Source organism: Paenibacillus sp. PL91, from assembly GCF_012935325.2.
Taxonomy (GTDB): domain Bacteria; phylum Bacillota; class Bacilli; order Paenibacillales; family Paenibacillaceae; genus Pristimantibacillus.
In genome coordinates this window covers 33,673-48,600 of sequence record NZ_JABBYG020000009.1, presented here as the reverse complement: position 1 = coordinate 48,600, position 14,928 = coordinate 33,673, and the positions used below count along the sequence as shown (strand labels likewise).

Genomic DNA, 14,928 nt, shown 5'->3' with positions numbered 1-14,928 from the left:
TCGTCTTCTTATTCAGAGGACAATAAAGTCGTTTTTATTGCTATGGCTATTCGGCGGAGGCTTCGCCGGCATTGGTTGACGCATTATTATGCGCATTTGAGGTGCTTGATTCCTCTGTCGGCGCTTCTGTAGATGCCCCCGCATCAGCCCCTCCTTCATTAGAGGCTTCGTCGCTGCCATTATTTTGTGGACTCGTCGTGACGCCGCTTCCTGAACCTTGGCCAAGCGGTACGGAAATATTTGGCGCTTGCGCAGCCGATTCGCCGACTGGCTTGCCGGTATTGTCATAATAGTACATCGGCACATCGCCAACCACGAGCAGATACGAAATCGGGATATCGGTTTCTACGATTTCCGGCTCGGTATCAAAGGGAATAATAATCGTAACCTCTGCAATAATCCGAATATAGACCTCCACTAAAATCATATTGATGCCGGCGTCCTTCTGACGCGTGCTTAGATCAACCTTGACGGCGCCTACCGGCTCGAATTTGACCGGCACTCTCGGTCCGTAAGACGATATAATCGCGCTGTTCAGCGCATGCCCGATCGGAATATGCTCAGGGATATCCTTCATATCGTTTAAGGTCTGTTGAACGGTGTTGATCGTCTGCGAGGTAATGCTCATATGCTCGGCATAATTCAGCATGAAGCCCGAAATTTTGCCGTTGCTGTTCATTTTCCAATCAATCAGCTTATCGGTTTCCGACCGGTTCGCAACCTGCTCCGTTATCGCTTTGTTAATCGCCTGCGTCGCTACCTGCTTGACTCGTATTTTAGCGATGTTCATGAGCGGCGGACGCAAATTTCGTTCAATATATACGAAGGACTGAATAGAAAAAACCATCATTACAAGAAGAGTAATAATAACGATTGTACGGCGTCTTATCCTTGGTTTAGCAGGACTTGTGCCCCAATTGCCGCCGGAGCTGCTGCTCTTGCTTCGTACACCGCTGCCAAATTTTAGCGCTGGGCGCCTAGCCCCCCATTTACCGCCGCCGGAGCTTGGCCTTGTTCCCCACTTCATAGCTGAGACGCTTGCTCCCGATCCCGATCCCCATTTCTTCGGCGTGGAACGTGATGGGGCTGAGCTGCCGCGGCTTCTCCAGCTAACCGTTCTTACTTTAGAGAATGGACGGCCTGACCAGAGCTGCATTCGGCTTCCTCCGAATGGCCTGAACCGCCAGCCTCTCCTTCCCCACTTCGCCAATCCGATCCCCTCCCGCATCTGCATGCCCGCTTCCATTACCCATACTTATGCCATACTTGGACAAAAAAGAAGACGACCGTGCAAGGATCAGCAAATCGAGAGAGGTTGCTGATCCTCAACAAGAAGAAGGGGATAAGCCGATGCGGCTTATCCCCTTCTTCCAACTCATTTATTTTGCCAGCGTTACCGTAATATCGTCTCCAACTGCCCAAGGAGAAACCGCGGTTATTTTATACGTCATGCCAGCTGCTAGCTTGCTGCCGTTTGCTAGGTCAAAGATTGCTGTTGCCCCTTTGCGCGATGTCAGCTTGTAGGTAGCCGTAAGCTTGCTTCCGTCCGCTGCAGTCAATTCGATGCTGCGTACTGCAAACAGCTCATCCTTCGGATCGGCTTTAAGCGTCAGCTCAAGCGAGGTTTCATTCAGCGCCTTGGCCGACTCCATCTCAAGCGGAGCCATCTCCTTCGCGACAAAGCTGCTGCTTGCGATATTACCCCATTCCGAGGTTACCGTATATTTAACGCCTGGCTTAAGGACTTCACCAGCAGGCAAACGGAATTTCGGTGCTTGACGTCCATCCGTCGCTTGCGTGAACAAGACATAAGTCGCTACCATCGGCTCGCCGCCTTCTGGCGTAATTGTCACTTGCTTGGATCGCATGGAGGAAATAATTTCATAAGTTTTGCCGTTGTAGCTGTTGTTTTCATCAAGAATGAAGGCGGTAGCTGCCCGCCCTGCCGAATAGGCAGAAATGACATTGCCGTAATCCGTAATTCCTTTAGAGAGCTCCGAAACGACCTCGAACGTATCGAATGAAACTTGACCGACGCTGCTCATTTCGATTTTTTCTCCGCTTCCGGCAACCGTTGCCGCTGCTTCGCCTTTATAGGTCAGCTCGTACGCTGTTCCTGCCTTCTGAGGCGTGGTCGGTACAATATAAGTCGAGATCGAGCCAGTTTTGAGCTGCGGCACGTTCAGCAGCGAAAGTCCGCCGTTGAAGCTGAAGTTTTTTTGCGCTTGGTCGAGCGAAGCATCCTCAGCTGTTAACGGCTGCGAGAAGGTAACCTCCAGCGTGATCGTATTCAATGATTTCACTTGCACGACCTTGGCATCGGCCGACGGCTTCGCCTTTTGCGAAGTGACAATCAGCTGTGCCAGCTCGCCGCGGGTGATAGCTTCCGGCTTGGCATTGACGCTTTGCGCCCAGTGCTTCACAGAAGCTGCATCGCGCCCAAGCGCTTTGGAGATGACATTCGCCAGCTCAGTCTCCGTTACCGGCGCGTTTGGCTTCAACTTCCCGCCATCGGCCTGCATGACGCCCATGTTAACTAAAGTAGCTAAATAGTCGTAGTACCATTTGCTTGCAGCCAAGTCTGTTATACCTGCCGGCTGCGCAGCGTTTATTGGAAGTTTAAGGGCTGTAACGACGAGCTTCGCAAGCTCAGCGCGCGTTACCGATGCATTTGGCATAAGGAAGCCGTTCCCGTAACCACTCATTACGCCCTGCTTAACGAGCTCTTGAATAGCCGCTAACGATGCCCCGGCATCGTTCATATCCTGAAAGCCAGCCGCAGCCTTAGCTTGTACACTGCTGCTTGCAAATACGTTAACCGGTCCAGCCGCTGCTGCTGATGCTCCAATTGCTGCCGCCAATACGATGGCTGCCATTTTATTCGAAACAAAATTCATTATTGTTTCCTCCTCATGAGTGCTAGTTGATTAACTTAGCCTCATCATAAGGGACAATAATAAACCGTAAGCAAACAAAACATTAACAAAAGATAAACAGCAGCGAAACTTTTCTGAAACAATGGGATTTGTACGCTTAAACGGTCAGACGATAGCCAGCTCCCCATATCGTTTCTATATATTGCGGATTAGACGGGTCCGCTTCGACCTTTTCTCTCAGCCTGCGTATATGAACGGTTACCGTCGCAATTTCGCCAAGCGAATCCATTCCCCATAGCTGCTCGAACAGCTCTTGCTTGCTGAAAACATGATTGGGATTTTGCGCAAGAAAGGTGAGCAAATCGAATTCCTTCGTCGTAAACTGCACCTCTTGATCGTTCACGTAAACCCTGCGTGCGGAGGAATCGATCAGCAAGCCGCGTATCCGAATTTTATCCGAAGCTTTAGCCTCCCGCTTGCCCATTAAGCGCTGGTAACGCTGCAAATGCGCCTTCGCGCGTGCAACCAGCTCGCTTGGGCTGAACGGCTTCGTAATATAATCATCTGCACCGAGGCTAAGTCCGCGAATTTTATCGATTTCTTCCTTCTTCGCGGATACGATAAGAATCGGAACCTCCTTCTCCGCCCGTATTTGGCGGCACAGCTCATACCCATCCATACCCGGCAGCTGCAAATCGAGAACGATCAATTCATATTGACCGTTCATCGCGGCGCGCAGACCCTCCGTTCCTGTCAAACATATATCCGCTGCAAAGCCATGGAGCTCAAAGTAATCCTTCTCCACCTCGGCTATGGATGCTTCATCTTCGATAATGAGAATTTTCGTCATGTTAGTCCTCCAGTGTCCTTTACGAACGGCAGCCTGATAATAATCGTGGTTCCTGCGCCAAGCTTGCTTTCGGCATGAATCGTGCCGCTATGCCCTTCGATAATTTGCTTTGCAATCGCAAGCCCGAGGCCGCTTCCGCCGGATTGCCTGCTTCGGGACAGATCTTCCCGGAAAAACCGTTCAAATATAAACGGTATCGCTTCCTCCGATATGCCTGGCCCATTGTCTTGAATCGATAACCGAACGAACTCATTTTCCACTCGCAGCGCAATGCCGATTCTTTTGGGCTCAGACACCATATATTTCACGCCATTATCCATAATATTAGTCAGAACGCGCTTCAGCTTGTCCCGGTCGGCAAGCACAACGGAAGGAGACGTATGATCAACGCTCCATTTCAATTCAATTCCGATATCCTGCAAGTCATAAAACAAATCCTCGGCATAATCCTCTATGAAATGGCCGATGCTGATCGCTTCGAACGTGAACGGCAGCTGCTTCAAATCAAGCTTCGAGTAAAGAAACAGCTCATCGATCAGCTGATCCATGTCATCGGCCTTCGTCAAAATCGTATTCACGTACCGATCCATCTTCAGCTTCGTATTCGGAACGCCGTCCCGAATGCCTTCGATACTCGCTTTTATCGAGGTAATCGGCGTTTTCAAATCATGCGTAATATTCGCGATAAGCTCCTTGCGATTTTGCTCGTATTGCAGCTGCTTCTCGACGGATTGCTTCAGCTTGATTCGCATATCCTCGAACGCTTCGCTCAAACGGGTTATTTCATCATTGCCTTCCGCACGGAGCTCGAATTCCAAATTGCCTTCTTTGATTCGCTCCGTCGACTTCCGAAGCAAATCAAGCGGCTTAATGATGCTGCGCGTCAATAGGTAATAAAGCAGCATATTCATCAGCAGCAGCACGATAAACAGCACGCCAAGGATGATCGGCAGAAGCGTGCGGACAACCTCGGCGAACGGGCTGCGTTCCCGAATGACAAACATGCTGCCCTTCGTTTTATCGGGAAAATAAAAATCAAATTTGGCGTATCCGTAAAAATGATCCCCAATTTGCAGCGTGCTGCGGATTGCATTATTTTCCATCTCATAGTCCGGCAGAAACGATATGAGCTGAGGCTGCTTGACTGACAAGGAGGAGTAGACCTGCTTGTCCTCTTTCCGTATGAACAGCTCCGCTTGCACAGCACGAAGCTTATAATTGTATTCATCAAGAAGCTTCTTATCGAGCAGCGAATTTGGTTCATTTTTCGCCAAATACTTTAGATCAAGGAAGATCGTCTCCTCCTGCTCGGACAATGGATTAACGGAGTAATGAATGTTGTAAAAGTCCTTTACGCTTCGCACATCGCCCGTTATCGCCACCACAAATAACAGCGCAGCAGCAAGAAATAATAGGATCGTAACGATTAAAATACAGGTGTAGGACAGCAATAGCCGGACGCGTATAGACATAATTCTCTCCCTCTAACAGTTCGTCTCTCGTGACTACAATGTAACATAGGTATGGCCGAACGAACAAAGAGGGCTTTGCAACTCAATTACACATGGGATAGACTAGAAGAAATCATTTTACGTATCGAGGAGTATACCTATGGCCATAAATCGACGTCTGAGCACCGATCAGGATTTTGAAGAGGTAATCGAGCTGCAGCAGCGCATTCGCGTTTTTCAGGACAATCAGCTCATCGATTCCAGCTCGCTGGTCATACGGTTTGACGATAGCACCATCGTGACCCAGTCAGGAGTTAGTGATATTGCCTATCATAGCCGTAAGGAATGCGAGTTTTTTTTACTCCAAAAGCGCTAAGCCACAGCCAAAAAAACGGTGTCGTCCTGCTCGCATTTGCGTGACAGGTTGACGCCGTTTTGCGTTCATGATTGGTGTTCACCTTCACCTCCAAAATCAGTGCTCTCCGACTTTTCAGTTGAGTATGACAAACGACGAGTAAAACTAACAGGAAAAGCTCCATCTCATTTTTCGGTGAGTGGGCAGATTGAACAATTAGCTGGAAAATCTCCCGTTAATTAGACCACTTTCATCGAAACGAGGAGGAAAATAGAAAATTAACAGGAGGAATTCCTTCTAATCCTATTTTTCGTCCAAAATCACTAGAATTAACGGGAGCTTTTCACGTTAATCAGAAACTAACAGGAAAAACTCCAGCTCATTTACCGGTGAGTGTTTTTTCAAAGCAACCATCCCTTTACTTACCTATATCCCGCACAATCTGCTAAGCTTGCTATCCCCATACGAAAGGATACTGAAAAAGTCCAACTTTTTCAGTACCCTTTTTAATAAATCTCTTCCATTCATCCCTATTAGCACTACGATAACTGCTATCATAGCCCCGGTTATAATGCCATATTAGGAGCGTGATCATTATTATGCTGCTTAAACGGGACATACGATGCACATAAAATATTCCCTACAATTAATGCAATCCTTACCATTTCTACATTCCAGCAATCCCGTTTACTTAACGATCACCTACTCTTCCTCTAACACGCCAAGCTCCCGATTTTTCTCCTTGAACCGCTCATTATGAGAGGAGACATAAGCCATCTCCGGCGCTTCCGGGTCCATGTACAGCTTTGCGCTGTTAAGCGCCAATACGCCGTCGGTGAACGTCCCCGCGATCAGTCCAACCTTGCTGCCGTAGCTCACGAAATCGCCTGCGCCGAAGATGCCGGGAATGTTGGTCGCCATCCTCTCGCCTACATTCGCGTTCCATACTCCCATATCGATGCCCCAGTCACGGATAGGTCCAAAATCACTCTTCATGCCATGGTTCACGATGACCGCATCAACCTCAAGCTTCATGCTTTCTTCTGCTGTGTCCACATGCGCAATCGTTACCTGCTCAATGCTTTCGCCATTGCTGCTATGTAGCCCGAGCACCTGATAAGGCGTCATCACATTGACCGAGGATTGCTTCATCTTGGACACATTTCGCTCATGTCCCCCGAAGCTGTCGCGCCGGTGCACGACCGTCACGCTTGCAGCAATGGACTCCAGCTCGTTTGCCCAGTCCACCGCTGAATCCCCTCCGCCGGAAATCAGAACCCGTTTCCCGCGGAATTTCTCCAGCTCCTGCACCGTATAATAAAGGTTTGTCACCTCGTAGCGGTCAGCACCTTCGATCTCGAGCTTCGCTAGCTTTTTGATTCCATATCCGATTGCCATGATCACCGTTCTTGTATGATGACGTTCACCGCTCGCTGCCGTTAAAATTAAGGTTCCATCCGCCTGCCGCTCGTATTCGGTTATTTGTTGTCCGAGTATGATCGTTGGATCAAACGTTTTAGCTTGCTGGATTAATTGTTCAGTTAACTTCTCGCAGCGAATTGGCGTTACTCCGCCGACATCCCATATGATCTTCTCTGGATATGAAAGCATTCGCCCGCCAAGCTGATCCTGCGCTTCAATCAGCTTTGTCTTTAAATCGCGCATGCCGCTATAGAAAGTCGTATATAAACCGCCGGGACCTCCGCCAATAATCGTAACATCAAATAGTTCCAATTGTTCGTTCATCGTTTGCCTCCAAACGTTCATTATCATCGTTTATTTGATATTGATTATCAATATCATCTGATCAATTGTAAGGCACAATGCCTAATGATGACAATGGACAAAAGTGATCATTTTATAACATATATCCAACATTTCACAAAAGTACGGAATTTTTCTGGCGTTCTGTCCTATTTTATTCTGCTCCAAGCGCACCTTGGCGCTGCCTCGGCATACATATAAAAATCCGCTTGCTGGCAACCGATAGGCATGGACATTCTCGCCAAGCTTCATTTTATGATGACGAATATCCAGCACTTTAATATCCACTAGCACCTGGTACTATGAGAAGTTGGTACTTTTGGTTACAGGAATATGCTGTAAACTAAAGACATCAACAACAACTCGATTCGGGAGGCAATTTCAAATGGAAAAAATGGAAACGATGCATGTTCGCAAGCCCGCAAACTTTTATCGCCGCCGCAACACCCCAACCTACACGTTTATGGCATGGGCAGCCTTTCTCATCGCATGCGGCTTCGAGTTCGTCGGCATTTATACGCTCAAGCAGCCGATGTCCGTACAAGGCTATTACGCCGTAACCGGCATTCTCTTAATCATCACTTCCTTCCTTCTGCAAAAGGTAGCGCGCGACAACGATGAGGATAAATTTCTCAAGGAATATAACCCTGGTTACAGAAACCGTAACACTTCAGCCTTCACTTTCATGGCTTGGGCAGGCTTTATTCTCGCCATTCTTGCTCAATATATCGGGATTTACGTGCTTGAGGAGCCGCTTTACGTCAAAGGCTACTATGCGATTGCCGGCGCTTTCCTGATCGTGGCATGCCTTGTTTTGCAGAAGACCATCAGAGACAACGAGGAAGACGGCTTGCACACCAGTGCTTCTGAGGATTTCGAGAGCTAAAAGAAAACGAAAAAAGCCTCCCTTCTTGAACAAAGAGGGAGGCTTACCGCTGTTCTATTCTACTTTAATGGAATCAAAAAACTTCTCTTGCACGACCTTAGCCGAGTTATCGAGCAACCCTTGAAGATCGCTTCCTTTGTTGGAGAAAACCTCCTGCAAAATGTTCGTTACTTCGCCGTAATAATCCTGCGTATTGTATTGCGCTTCCGGCTTGCCGTCTAGCAAAGAATTGGATTCCGGATTGTATTTGTATACGTTATCGTATTTGTCAAAAATCGCCTGCGCTTTTTGGCCGTAATCGGATGTAGGGCTGTAGTAGTTCATTTGCGGCGGAATAAAGAATTTGCCCTCCGCTTGGCGTTTTTGGATATCAGCTTCAAGCGACTCCAGTCCTTTGTCCGTGAAGTAATCGAATGTGATGTAACGGAATGCCATTTCCTGCTCATCCTTCGTGGCATTCGGGTTGATAACCAGGTAGTCGCCGCCGAGCACGCCCGTATGCTTGCCGCCCTTCTCCGCTGCTGGCATTGGGAAAGTCAGAACATCCTCAGGCTTCAAGCCACCTTGGTTAAGCGCTTGCTCAAGAACGCCTTCTGCTCCGGCAATAACCATAGCCGTACGGCTTTGCCCGAACGCTCCGACTGCATCGCCCCATCCAAGGGCCCAGTCCTGCGGAATCGCATTCGCTTCCCACCTAAGCTTGTTGTAGAATTCGAGCGCCTTTAGTCCAGCCGCAGAGTTAAAGGCCGCCGTCACTTTGCCGTCGGCAACGCTTTGAATTTCGCCGCCTGCTTCAAACAGGAAGTTGGTCCAGTTCCAGCCCGCTTCCGTGCCTTTGCCCATCGGCGCGATGCCCGCGATGCCTTTCTTCGGATCGGCAACCGCCTTGGCTGTGTTATACATATCGTCCCATGTCCAGTCATACGATGGAACCGCTACGCCCTTCTCATCGAGCATTTTTTTGTTTACGACAGTTGTCGTAACGTATGCTTTTTGAGAAACGCCATAAACCTTTCCATCAATGATGAACTGGCTTTGGAGCACCGGATTGATTTGATCCTTGAATGGGTAAGCGTCCCATAGCTCTGTAATATCGGCTACCCACCCGCGCTCCTGCAGAAACTTCGCTTCTGTCGCCCAAGTATTGAAGAACGTAGGAGCTTCATTTGCCGCCATTTTGATCCCAATTTCGCTTGGGTTGTAATGCCAGTCGCTCTTCACGATTTCGACATTCGGGTATACCTCGTTAAAACGTTTAATTTTATCGTCTTCCAGCTTGCGGTTTTCAACTTGGTCCGGCAATGGATAATAAATGCTAATCGTAATTTTTTTGTCTTTAATATCTTCCTTAGGAGGCTCCGTTTCCGCGCTTCCCGCATTATTAGTTGCAGCATTAGTCGGTTTATCGGATTCCTTCGGCTCATTCTTCGCGTTGCTGCCTCCGCTGCAAGCAGCCAGTATGGAGCATAGCATAACCATACAAATCACGATGGCTACATTTTTCTTTAGCATGGATATTCCCCTTCTCTTTTCGTATTTTCGCTACATCCCCATCATAAAGGAGGCGTTTTCATTTGGGCGAGGTGTATTCTTATTCCGATCATGTGCAGGTTTACGAACTGCTTATCCTTTCACCCCGCCGAGCTGAAGCCCGCGCATAATGAATTTTTGGAAAGCTAGAAACACAACGATCGGCGGAAGCATCACCATGGTGAGTATAGCGAAGCGAATATTTGTATTCAGCCTTTGCGCGCTAATGACGTATTTATATACCGCCGTCGCAAGCGGATATTTATCATCGCTGTGCATAACGAGTGAAGGCCAAAACCAATCATTCCATGCGGTCGAGAAAACGAATATCGCCAGCGTCGAGAAAATGGGAATCGACAGCGGCACTGCGATGAGGATGAAGCATTTCCAGTCCGATGCCCCATCGATTCGCGCTGCTTCTATCATTTCCTGATGAATGCCATCGAAGAAATTTTTAAGCAGCAGCAAATAAAAAGCGCTCGCGCTTGCCGGCAGCCAGAATGCGGCATACGTATTCAGCAATCCCAGGTCCTTAAGGTTCAGGAAGTTCGGTATGATATACGTGCTAGGCGGTATGAACAGCGTAATCATAAAGAAGAAGTAAATCCCCCGTTGGAAGGGTACATTGAGCTTAGATAAACTATAGGAAGCTAATCCAAGCACAATTATCGTCATGATCATATTGCCGCCAAAAATCATAAGCGTATTTTTCAAAAAAAGCGGCAGGTTCATAAAATTCCAGCCTGCATTGTAATTGTCAAAATGCCACTCCGAAGGCAAGAAGCGCGGCGGGAACGAGTTGACCTCCGTATTTGTCTTTAAGCCATTAAACAATGCGGTTGCGACAGGGTAAAGCATGGAAGCGACCATACCGGCAATCACAATAATGACAAGCAGAAAACCAAGCTTGTTTGTATGCTTACGATGGTCATAACTGGATAAGATTCCTCTGTCTAAGCTCTTCATCACTTGCCCGCCTCCTTGTTGTTCAGCCTAAATTGCAAGAGCGCCAACCCACCAAGGACAACGAACATAAGCACGCCAAGCGCCGAGGCAACCCCATAATCGAGCCGCGTGAATGCATATTTAACGATAAGCAGCGAGTACGTAAGCGTTGCTTTGTTCGGGCCGCCGTCGAGCAGAGCAAGCTGCGATTGAAACCCTTGCGTCGTCGCGATCAGCTGCAGTAAGAACAGCAGTAAAATCAAGCCGCGAATCGACGGAAGCGTAATATGCCAAACGCGGCGGAAGATGCCCGCTCCGTCAATTTCTGCCGCTTCATACCAATCCCGCGGAATGCTCAGCACAGCGGCCAAATAAATGAGCATGCCTGACCCGAACTGCTGCCAGGTTTCCATAATGACGAGCGAGATCATCGACCAGCTTTTATTCGTCAAGAAGGCGATTTGATCGGAGCCCATCTGCGTCAGCAGCCCATTGATCGGACCTACCGGATCATAAAACCATCTCCACAAGCCATACAGGACGACAGCCGGAACAACGTTCGGCAAATAGGCAGCGACACGCACGAAGCCTTGGAAGCGGCGCAGCTCGGATATCGCAATGGCGAACAGAATTGGAACCCAGAAGCCGATAACCATACATAAAAACATGTAATATAGCGTGTTTTTTATGCCAATCCATACGTCCGGATCATTAAATATCGTCTTGTAATTATCAAATCCGACAAATTCATTTCCTTTTACAAAATCGATCGTGTAGAAGCTGTAAATAATCCCTTTCGTTATCGGCACCCACAAAAACAAAATAAAAATGATCGCTGCCGGCAACAAAAACAAATAGCCTGAAATATGCTTTTTCCACCTGCCAGCCTTCCTCTGTACCTGGGTATCGAGCGGCTTGCCTACTGCAACTGGTTGGTTCATCAGGTCTCCCTCTTTTCTTTTCTATCGCTCTAAACCATTTTAGAAGCAATGGGGCTGGCTGGTAATGTGCATATCTAAGGCAATGATAGCTATTTTTACTTCATCTTATTTCTTGTCATCCTTCTTGAGCTCGCTCGGGCTCATGCCATAATATTTTTTGAAAATTTTGCTGAAATGCTCCGGCGATTCATATCCGACACGCTCAGAAATTTCATACCTGCGCAAATCGGTGTGCAAAATGAGCTTCCTGCTCTCCTCCATCCGAAGCTTAATCACGTATTCCCATAGGTTATAGCCCGTATCCTTCTTGAACAAATAGCTTAAGTAGTTCGGACTGACATGATTTTTCTGGGCAACCTCATGCAGCGTAAGTCCCTTCTGCGCAAAATTGCGATCGATGTAAGCCTTGGACTTCTCGACGATTAAGCTGTTTTGTTCGCTTAGCTCCTCTGCCGTCGGTTCCTGCGTGTACGAGCTCCAATTAAAATCGCCGTAATAAAACACGTAATGGTCCCGATGCTCCCGGTTCCACATAATTGCCTTGCGCGCCTGCTCGTCTAGCATCCCTACAAATTCAATGCCCCTCACGATTTGACTAATGCCGATTACACAGTGCAGCCCTAAATATTTGTGGATGTTGTAGTAGAGACTGCGCCCGATCATATCCAATTGATTGATTTTGTTTACGCTTGACTCACCGAACTCGCTCTCATCCCATTGAATGAGTACGCTAATTTCCTGATTCGGCGAATAGAAGGAAGCATGGTTCCACTCCTTATCGAGCAGCTCGTTCGCAATGTTTAGAGCGGCGTATTGCAGCAGCAGCGCATCTCTCGCTGGAATCTGATGATCCTTAAAGGATAAATTCAAGCGCAGCTTAATGACTGCAAAATAAGGCCCGTGCAGCTTGACCGCATATCGCTCATAGAGCATTTTCGCCAGCTCTCCCGGGCTTTCTTGCGAGCCGGACAGCAGCCGATTAAACAGCTCGGTCCGCTGCGGCAGCGGCTCTTCCATATGAAAATGCTCCTGCAGCTTGGATAAATACCTATCCTCGGATGCCGCAGGCTTATCCATTTTGAGCAGCACGTTTCGAACCGAATCTAGAAATTGCTCATTATTAAGCGGCTTGATCATATAATCTTTCGCCCCAAGACGAATCGCCATTTGCGCATACTGGAACGTTTCATAAGCAGAAATAATGATCGTCTGCACCCAAGGCTTCAGCAATTTGGCTTGATGCATCAGTTCAATGCCGTTCATGGAGCCCATTTGAATATCCGTAATTAGCAGGTCAATCTCTTCGATTCGCAAATAATCGAGTGCTTCATAGCCGCTGTGCGCCATATACACATTCGCTAAATTGATGCCTGAAGCAGACAGCAGGCTGCATAGCCCCTCGCAAATCAACGGTTCGTCATCCACAATCAATATATTGTACATGCAGCTGCCTCCCATTTTGCTTTTTGTTCCATTCACTTTGATTCATCGTGGCTTGCCGGCAAAATGATCCATACGGACGTTCCGCCCTGTTCCCCGCGTCTGTAGCTCATCCCGTACATATTGCCAAAATGGAGCTGAATCCGCTGCTGGATATTCCGAATGCCATAGCCTAAAGTATGATCCGGCTTATCGCCATTCAGCAGCCGCTCAATCGCCAAATAGTCCACTTCCTTATGGCCGTTGTCCTCTACCTTGACCGTGACCCGCTCTCCTTCAACGACGGCAGAGATATGGATCTCGCCATCCTCGCCCATAAACTTAACGCCATGGATGATCGCATTCTCAATAAGCGGCTGCAGCGATATTTTCGGAATCAAAATCTCACGTGCCGCATCGGATATGCTCCAGGTGACTTGAAACTCATACTTGTAGCGCTTCTGCTGCAGGCTCACATAGGCGGACGCATGCTCCAGCTCCTCTTCGAGCGGAATCAGCTCTCTCCCCCTGCTTAGGCCGATTTTCATCAGCTTCGATAAATCCTTGATCATTTCCGCCGATTCCGTATTTCCTTCGAGCGAGCTTTTCCAATAAATGCTTTCGAGCGTATTGTAGAGTAAATGTGGATTAATTTGCTGATAAAGCAGCTGAAGCTGTGATTCCTTCTGCTTGATATCCATATGATACTTATAGTGGATAAGCACATTGAGCCTGCGGGCCATGTCATACAAAGCGGCAAAAAGCACGCCAACCTCGTCGTTTCGCCCTTTGCCCGGCGTCTCCGGCACCAGCTTGCCCGGCTCATAGGTATGTACAAACTGCGCCAGCTTCTGCAGCGGCGTCATGAGCGAGCGCCAGAAATATACCATGACGATGCAGCCGAACAGAATATAAGCGATCGATATCAGCTGGATGACATGCTTGAGCTCGCTCTGCTGCTTTAACAACGAGCTGACCGGAATTTGATATACCAGCTTATGGTTCATGATGCGGTTGTAGTTGACCACATAGATGTAATCAGCGGTCATGATGTCAAAGGTGCCCTCCGCCTCCATCTCATCTGCAATGGACATCTCGGGCGGCAGCTCCAAAGTCGAACCCATCAGCTTCGAATCCGTGGCGGCGAGGACTCTGTTCTCCCAGTCTGTGAACATGATTTTGCCATCGGGCAGTGAGACCGATCTTAGCGATTCTGCAATTTTCATATCCATTTTGGTAGCAACCAGCACGCCAATGATACCGTTTCCATAAGTGACGTTATTTACAGCCCGAATATAGGCGAGTGTACTAATTCTGGAGAGCCCTACGTTCGAATCAATAATTTCCATATAGCCCTTGCTCTTTAAGCTGACGGCGTGATCGAACCATTCCGGCTTATCATGATCAGCAAAAAAGTAAACGCCAGTCTGCATCAGCTGACGCTTTGGCGCGAAAAAATAATAATCATTCGGATCATAAATATAGAGTGAATAGTACACCGCTTCCCCGCCGTTAAGGGGGATTGAGTTAGCCGCAAGCAGCTTGTCGACCTTATCGTATTTGCGTACCCGCTCAATGACGGTATCGTTCTCCAGCGGAATAAGCTGCTGCGTAAGCGGATTTTGAATAATCGTTGTCGTGATTTTGCTGATGGTGTCCATATCACGCTTGATCACGGTATAATTTTGCTTGCTCAGCTCGACATATGCGCTCGTCACATGATTTTTGAGCAGATGCTCCGCCTTCATGTTCCCATACCAATGAAGCAGAAAAATGGGACTCACCATCATGAGAAACAAAAGAATCAACTGCTGCTTTATGTTCAACTTTGTCATTGGATTGCTAAGACGCGTTCGCATGCTGGCACCTCCGGCTAATAATTGTACTATAGCAAAAAAACAGACATTCTGT

At 48.1% G+C, this 14,928-nt stretch carries 12 protein-coding genes and 1 pseudogene; 3 read left to right on the top strand and 10 right to left on the bottom strand.

Annotation, left to right across the window (positions count from 1 at the left end; genetic code table 11):
• Positions 1–46: 46 nt before the first annotated feature.
• The 4 genes from yunB to HI950_RS20345 all read right to left on the bottom strand — a co-directional run bounded on the left by yunB (position 47) and on the right by HI950_RS20345 (position 5,198).
• Positions 47–1,210 carry a sporulation protein YunB gene (gene yunB, locus HI950_RS20360; RefSeq protein WP_223285404.1) on the bottom strand — a complete coding sequence of 388 codons (1,164 nt, stop codon included), beginning with the start codon at positions 1,208–1,210 and terminating at the stop codon, positions 47–49.
• A gap of 169 nt (positions 1,211–1,379) precedes the next feature.
• Positions 1,380–2,897: an S-layer homology domain-containing protein gene (locus HI950_RS20355; RefSeq protein ID WP_169086541.1), complete on the bottom strand. Its 1,518-nt coding sequence runs from the start codon at positions 2,895–2,897 to the stop codon at positions 1,380–1,382.
• 136 nt (positions 2,898–3,033) lie between these two features.
• Positions 3,034–3,726 (bottom strand): response regulator transcription factor, encoded by a 693-nt coding sequence (locus HI950_RS20350; RefSeq protein ID WP_169086543.1) that lies wholly within the window; start codon positions 3,724–3,726, stop codon positions 3,034–3,036.
• Positions 3,723–5,198: a sensor histidine kinase gene (locus HI950_RS20345; RefSeq protein ID WP_169086545.1), complete on the bottom strand. Its 1,476-nt coding sequence runs from the start codon at positions 5,196–5,198 to the stop codon at positions 3,723–3,725. The genes HI950_RS20350 and HI950_RS20345 overlap by 4 nt, the downstream gene beginning before the upstream one ends.
• 139 nt (positions 5,199–5,337) lie before the next feature.
• Between HI950_RS20345 and HI950_RS20340 the strand changes: the two genes are divergently transcribed.
• Complete coding sequence (locus HI950_RS20340; protein WP_169086547.1) at positions 5,338–5,553, top strand: hypothetical protein; 216 nt, start codon at positions 5,338–5,340, stop codon at positions 5,551–5,553.
• A gap of 681 nt (positions 5,554–6,234) precedes the next feature.
• Here the strand turns inward: HI950_RS20340 and HI950_RS20335 are convergent.
• Positions 6,235–7,278, bottom strand: a complete 1,044-nt coding sequence (locus HI950_RS20335) for an NAD(P)/FAD-dependent oxidoreductase (RefSeq protein WP_169086549.1) — start codon at positions 7,276–7,278, stop codon at positions 6,235–6,237.
• 403 nt (positions 7,279–7,681) lie between these two features.
• On the opposite strand from HI950_RS20335, the pseudogene HI950_RS36785 reads away from it, so the two are divergent.
• A pseudogene (locus tag HI950_RS36785) lies at positions 7,682–7,897 on the top strand (YiaA/YiaB family inner membrane protein); the annotation flags it as partial.
• An 84-nt stretch (positions 7,898–7,981) separates the two neighbouring features.
• Positions 7,982–8,182, top strand: a complete 201-nt coding sequence (locus tag HI950_RS35970) for a YiaA/YiaB family inner membrane protein (RefSeq protein ID WP_223285410.1) — start codon at positions 7,982–7,984, stop codon at positions 8,180–8,182.
• A 54-nt stretch (positions 8,183–8,236) separates the two neighbouring features.
• Here the strand turns inward: HI950_RS35970 and HI950_RS20325 are convergent, their stop codons facing one another.
• The 5 genes from HI950_RS20325 to HI950_RS20305 all read right to left on the bottom strand — a co-directional run bounded on the left by HI950_RS20325 (position 8,237) and on the right by HI950_RS20305 (position 14,876).
• Positions 8,237–9,694, bottom strand: coding sequence for an ABC transporter substrate-binding protein (locus HI950_RS20325; protein WP_169086551.1), 1,458 nt, complete (start codon positions 9,692–9,694; stop codon positions 8,237–8,239).
• A gap of 111 nt (positions 9,695–9,805) precedes the next feature.
• Entirely contained in the window at positions 9,806–10,678 is an 873-nt protein-coding gene (locus tag HI950_RS20320; protein ID WP_169086657.1) for a carbohydrate ABC transporter permease, read from the bottom strand.
• Positions 10,678–11,598, bottom strand: coding sequence for a carbohydrate ABC transporter permease (locus HI950_RS20315; RefSeq protein WP_169086553.1), 921 nt, complete (start codon positions 11,596–11,598; stop codon positions 10,678–10,680). The genes HI950_RS20320 and HI950_RS20315 overlap by 1 nt, the downstream gene beginning before the upstream one ends.
• 105 nt (positions 11,599–11,703) lie before the next feature.
• Positions 11,704–13,041, bottom strand: a complete 1,338-nt coding sequence (locus tag HI950_RS20310) for a response regulator (protein ID WP_169086555.1) — start codon at positions 13,039–13,041, stop codon at positions 11,704–11,706.
• Positions 13,042–13,073: 32 nt separating this feature from the next.
• Entirely contained in the window at positions 13,074–14,876 is a 1,803-nt protein-coding gene (locus tag HI950_RS20305; RefSeq protein ID WP_169086557.1) for a sensor histidine kinase, read from the bottom strand.
• Positions 14,877–14,928: the final 52 nt, after the last annotated feature.

Bases quoted from the DNA above. Each gene is read 5' to 3' on its own strand.
- HI950_RS20355 (WP_169086541.1), bottom strand. From the start codon at position 2,897: ATGAATTTTGTTTCGAATAAAATGGCAGCCATCGTATTGGCGGCAGCA.
- HI950_RS20350 (WP_169086543.1), bottom strand. From the start codon at position 3,726: ATGACGAAAATTCTCATTATCGAAGATGAAGCATCCATAGCCGAGGTG.
- HI950_RS20345 (WP_169086545.1), bottom strand. From the start codon at position 5,198: ATGTCTATACGCGTCCGGCTATTGCTGTCCTACACCTGTATTTTAATC.
- HI950_RS20340 (WP_169086547.1), top strand. From the start codon at position 5,338: ATGGCCATAAATCGACGTCTGAGCACCGATCAGGATTTTGAAGAGGTA.
- HI950_RS20335 (WP_169086549.1), bottom strand. From the start codon at position 7,278: ATGAACGAACAATTGGAACTATTTGATGTTACGATTATTGGCGGAGGT.
- HI950_RS35970 (WP_223285410.1), top strand. From the start codon at position 7,982: ATGGCTTGGGCAGGCTTTATTCTCGCCATTCTTGCTCAATATATCGGG.
- HI950_RS20325 (WP_169086551.1), bottom strand. From the start codon at position 9,694: ATGCTAAAGAAAAATGTAGCCATCGTGATTTGTATGGTTATGCTATGC.
- HI950_RS20320 (WP_169086657.1), bottom strand. From the start codon at position 10,678: ATGAAGAGCTTAGACAGAGGAATCTTATCCAGTTATGACCATCGTAAG.
- HI950_RS20315 (WP_169086553.1), bottom strand. From the start codon at position 11,598: ATGAACCAACCAGTTGCAGTAGGCAAGCCGCTCGATACCCAGGTACAG.
- HI950_RS20310 (WP_169086555.1), bottom strand. From the start codon at position 13,041: ATGTACAATATATTGATTGTGGATGACGAACCGTTGATTTGCGAGGGG.
- HI950_RS20305 (WP_169086557.1), bottom strand. From the start codon at position 14,876: ATGCGAACGCGTCTTAGCAATCCAATGACAAAGTTGAACATAAAGCAG.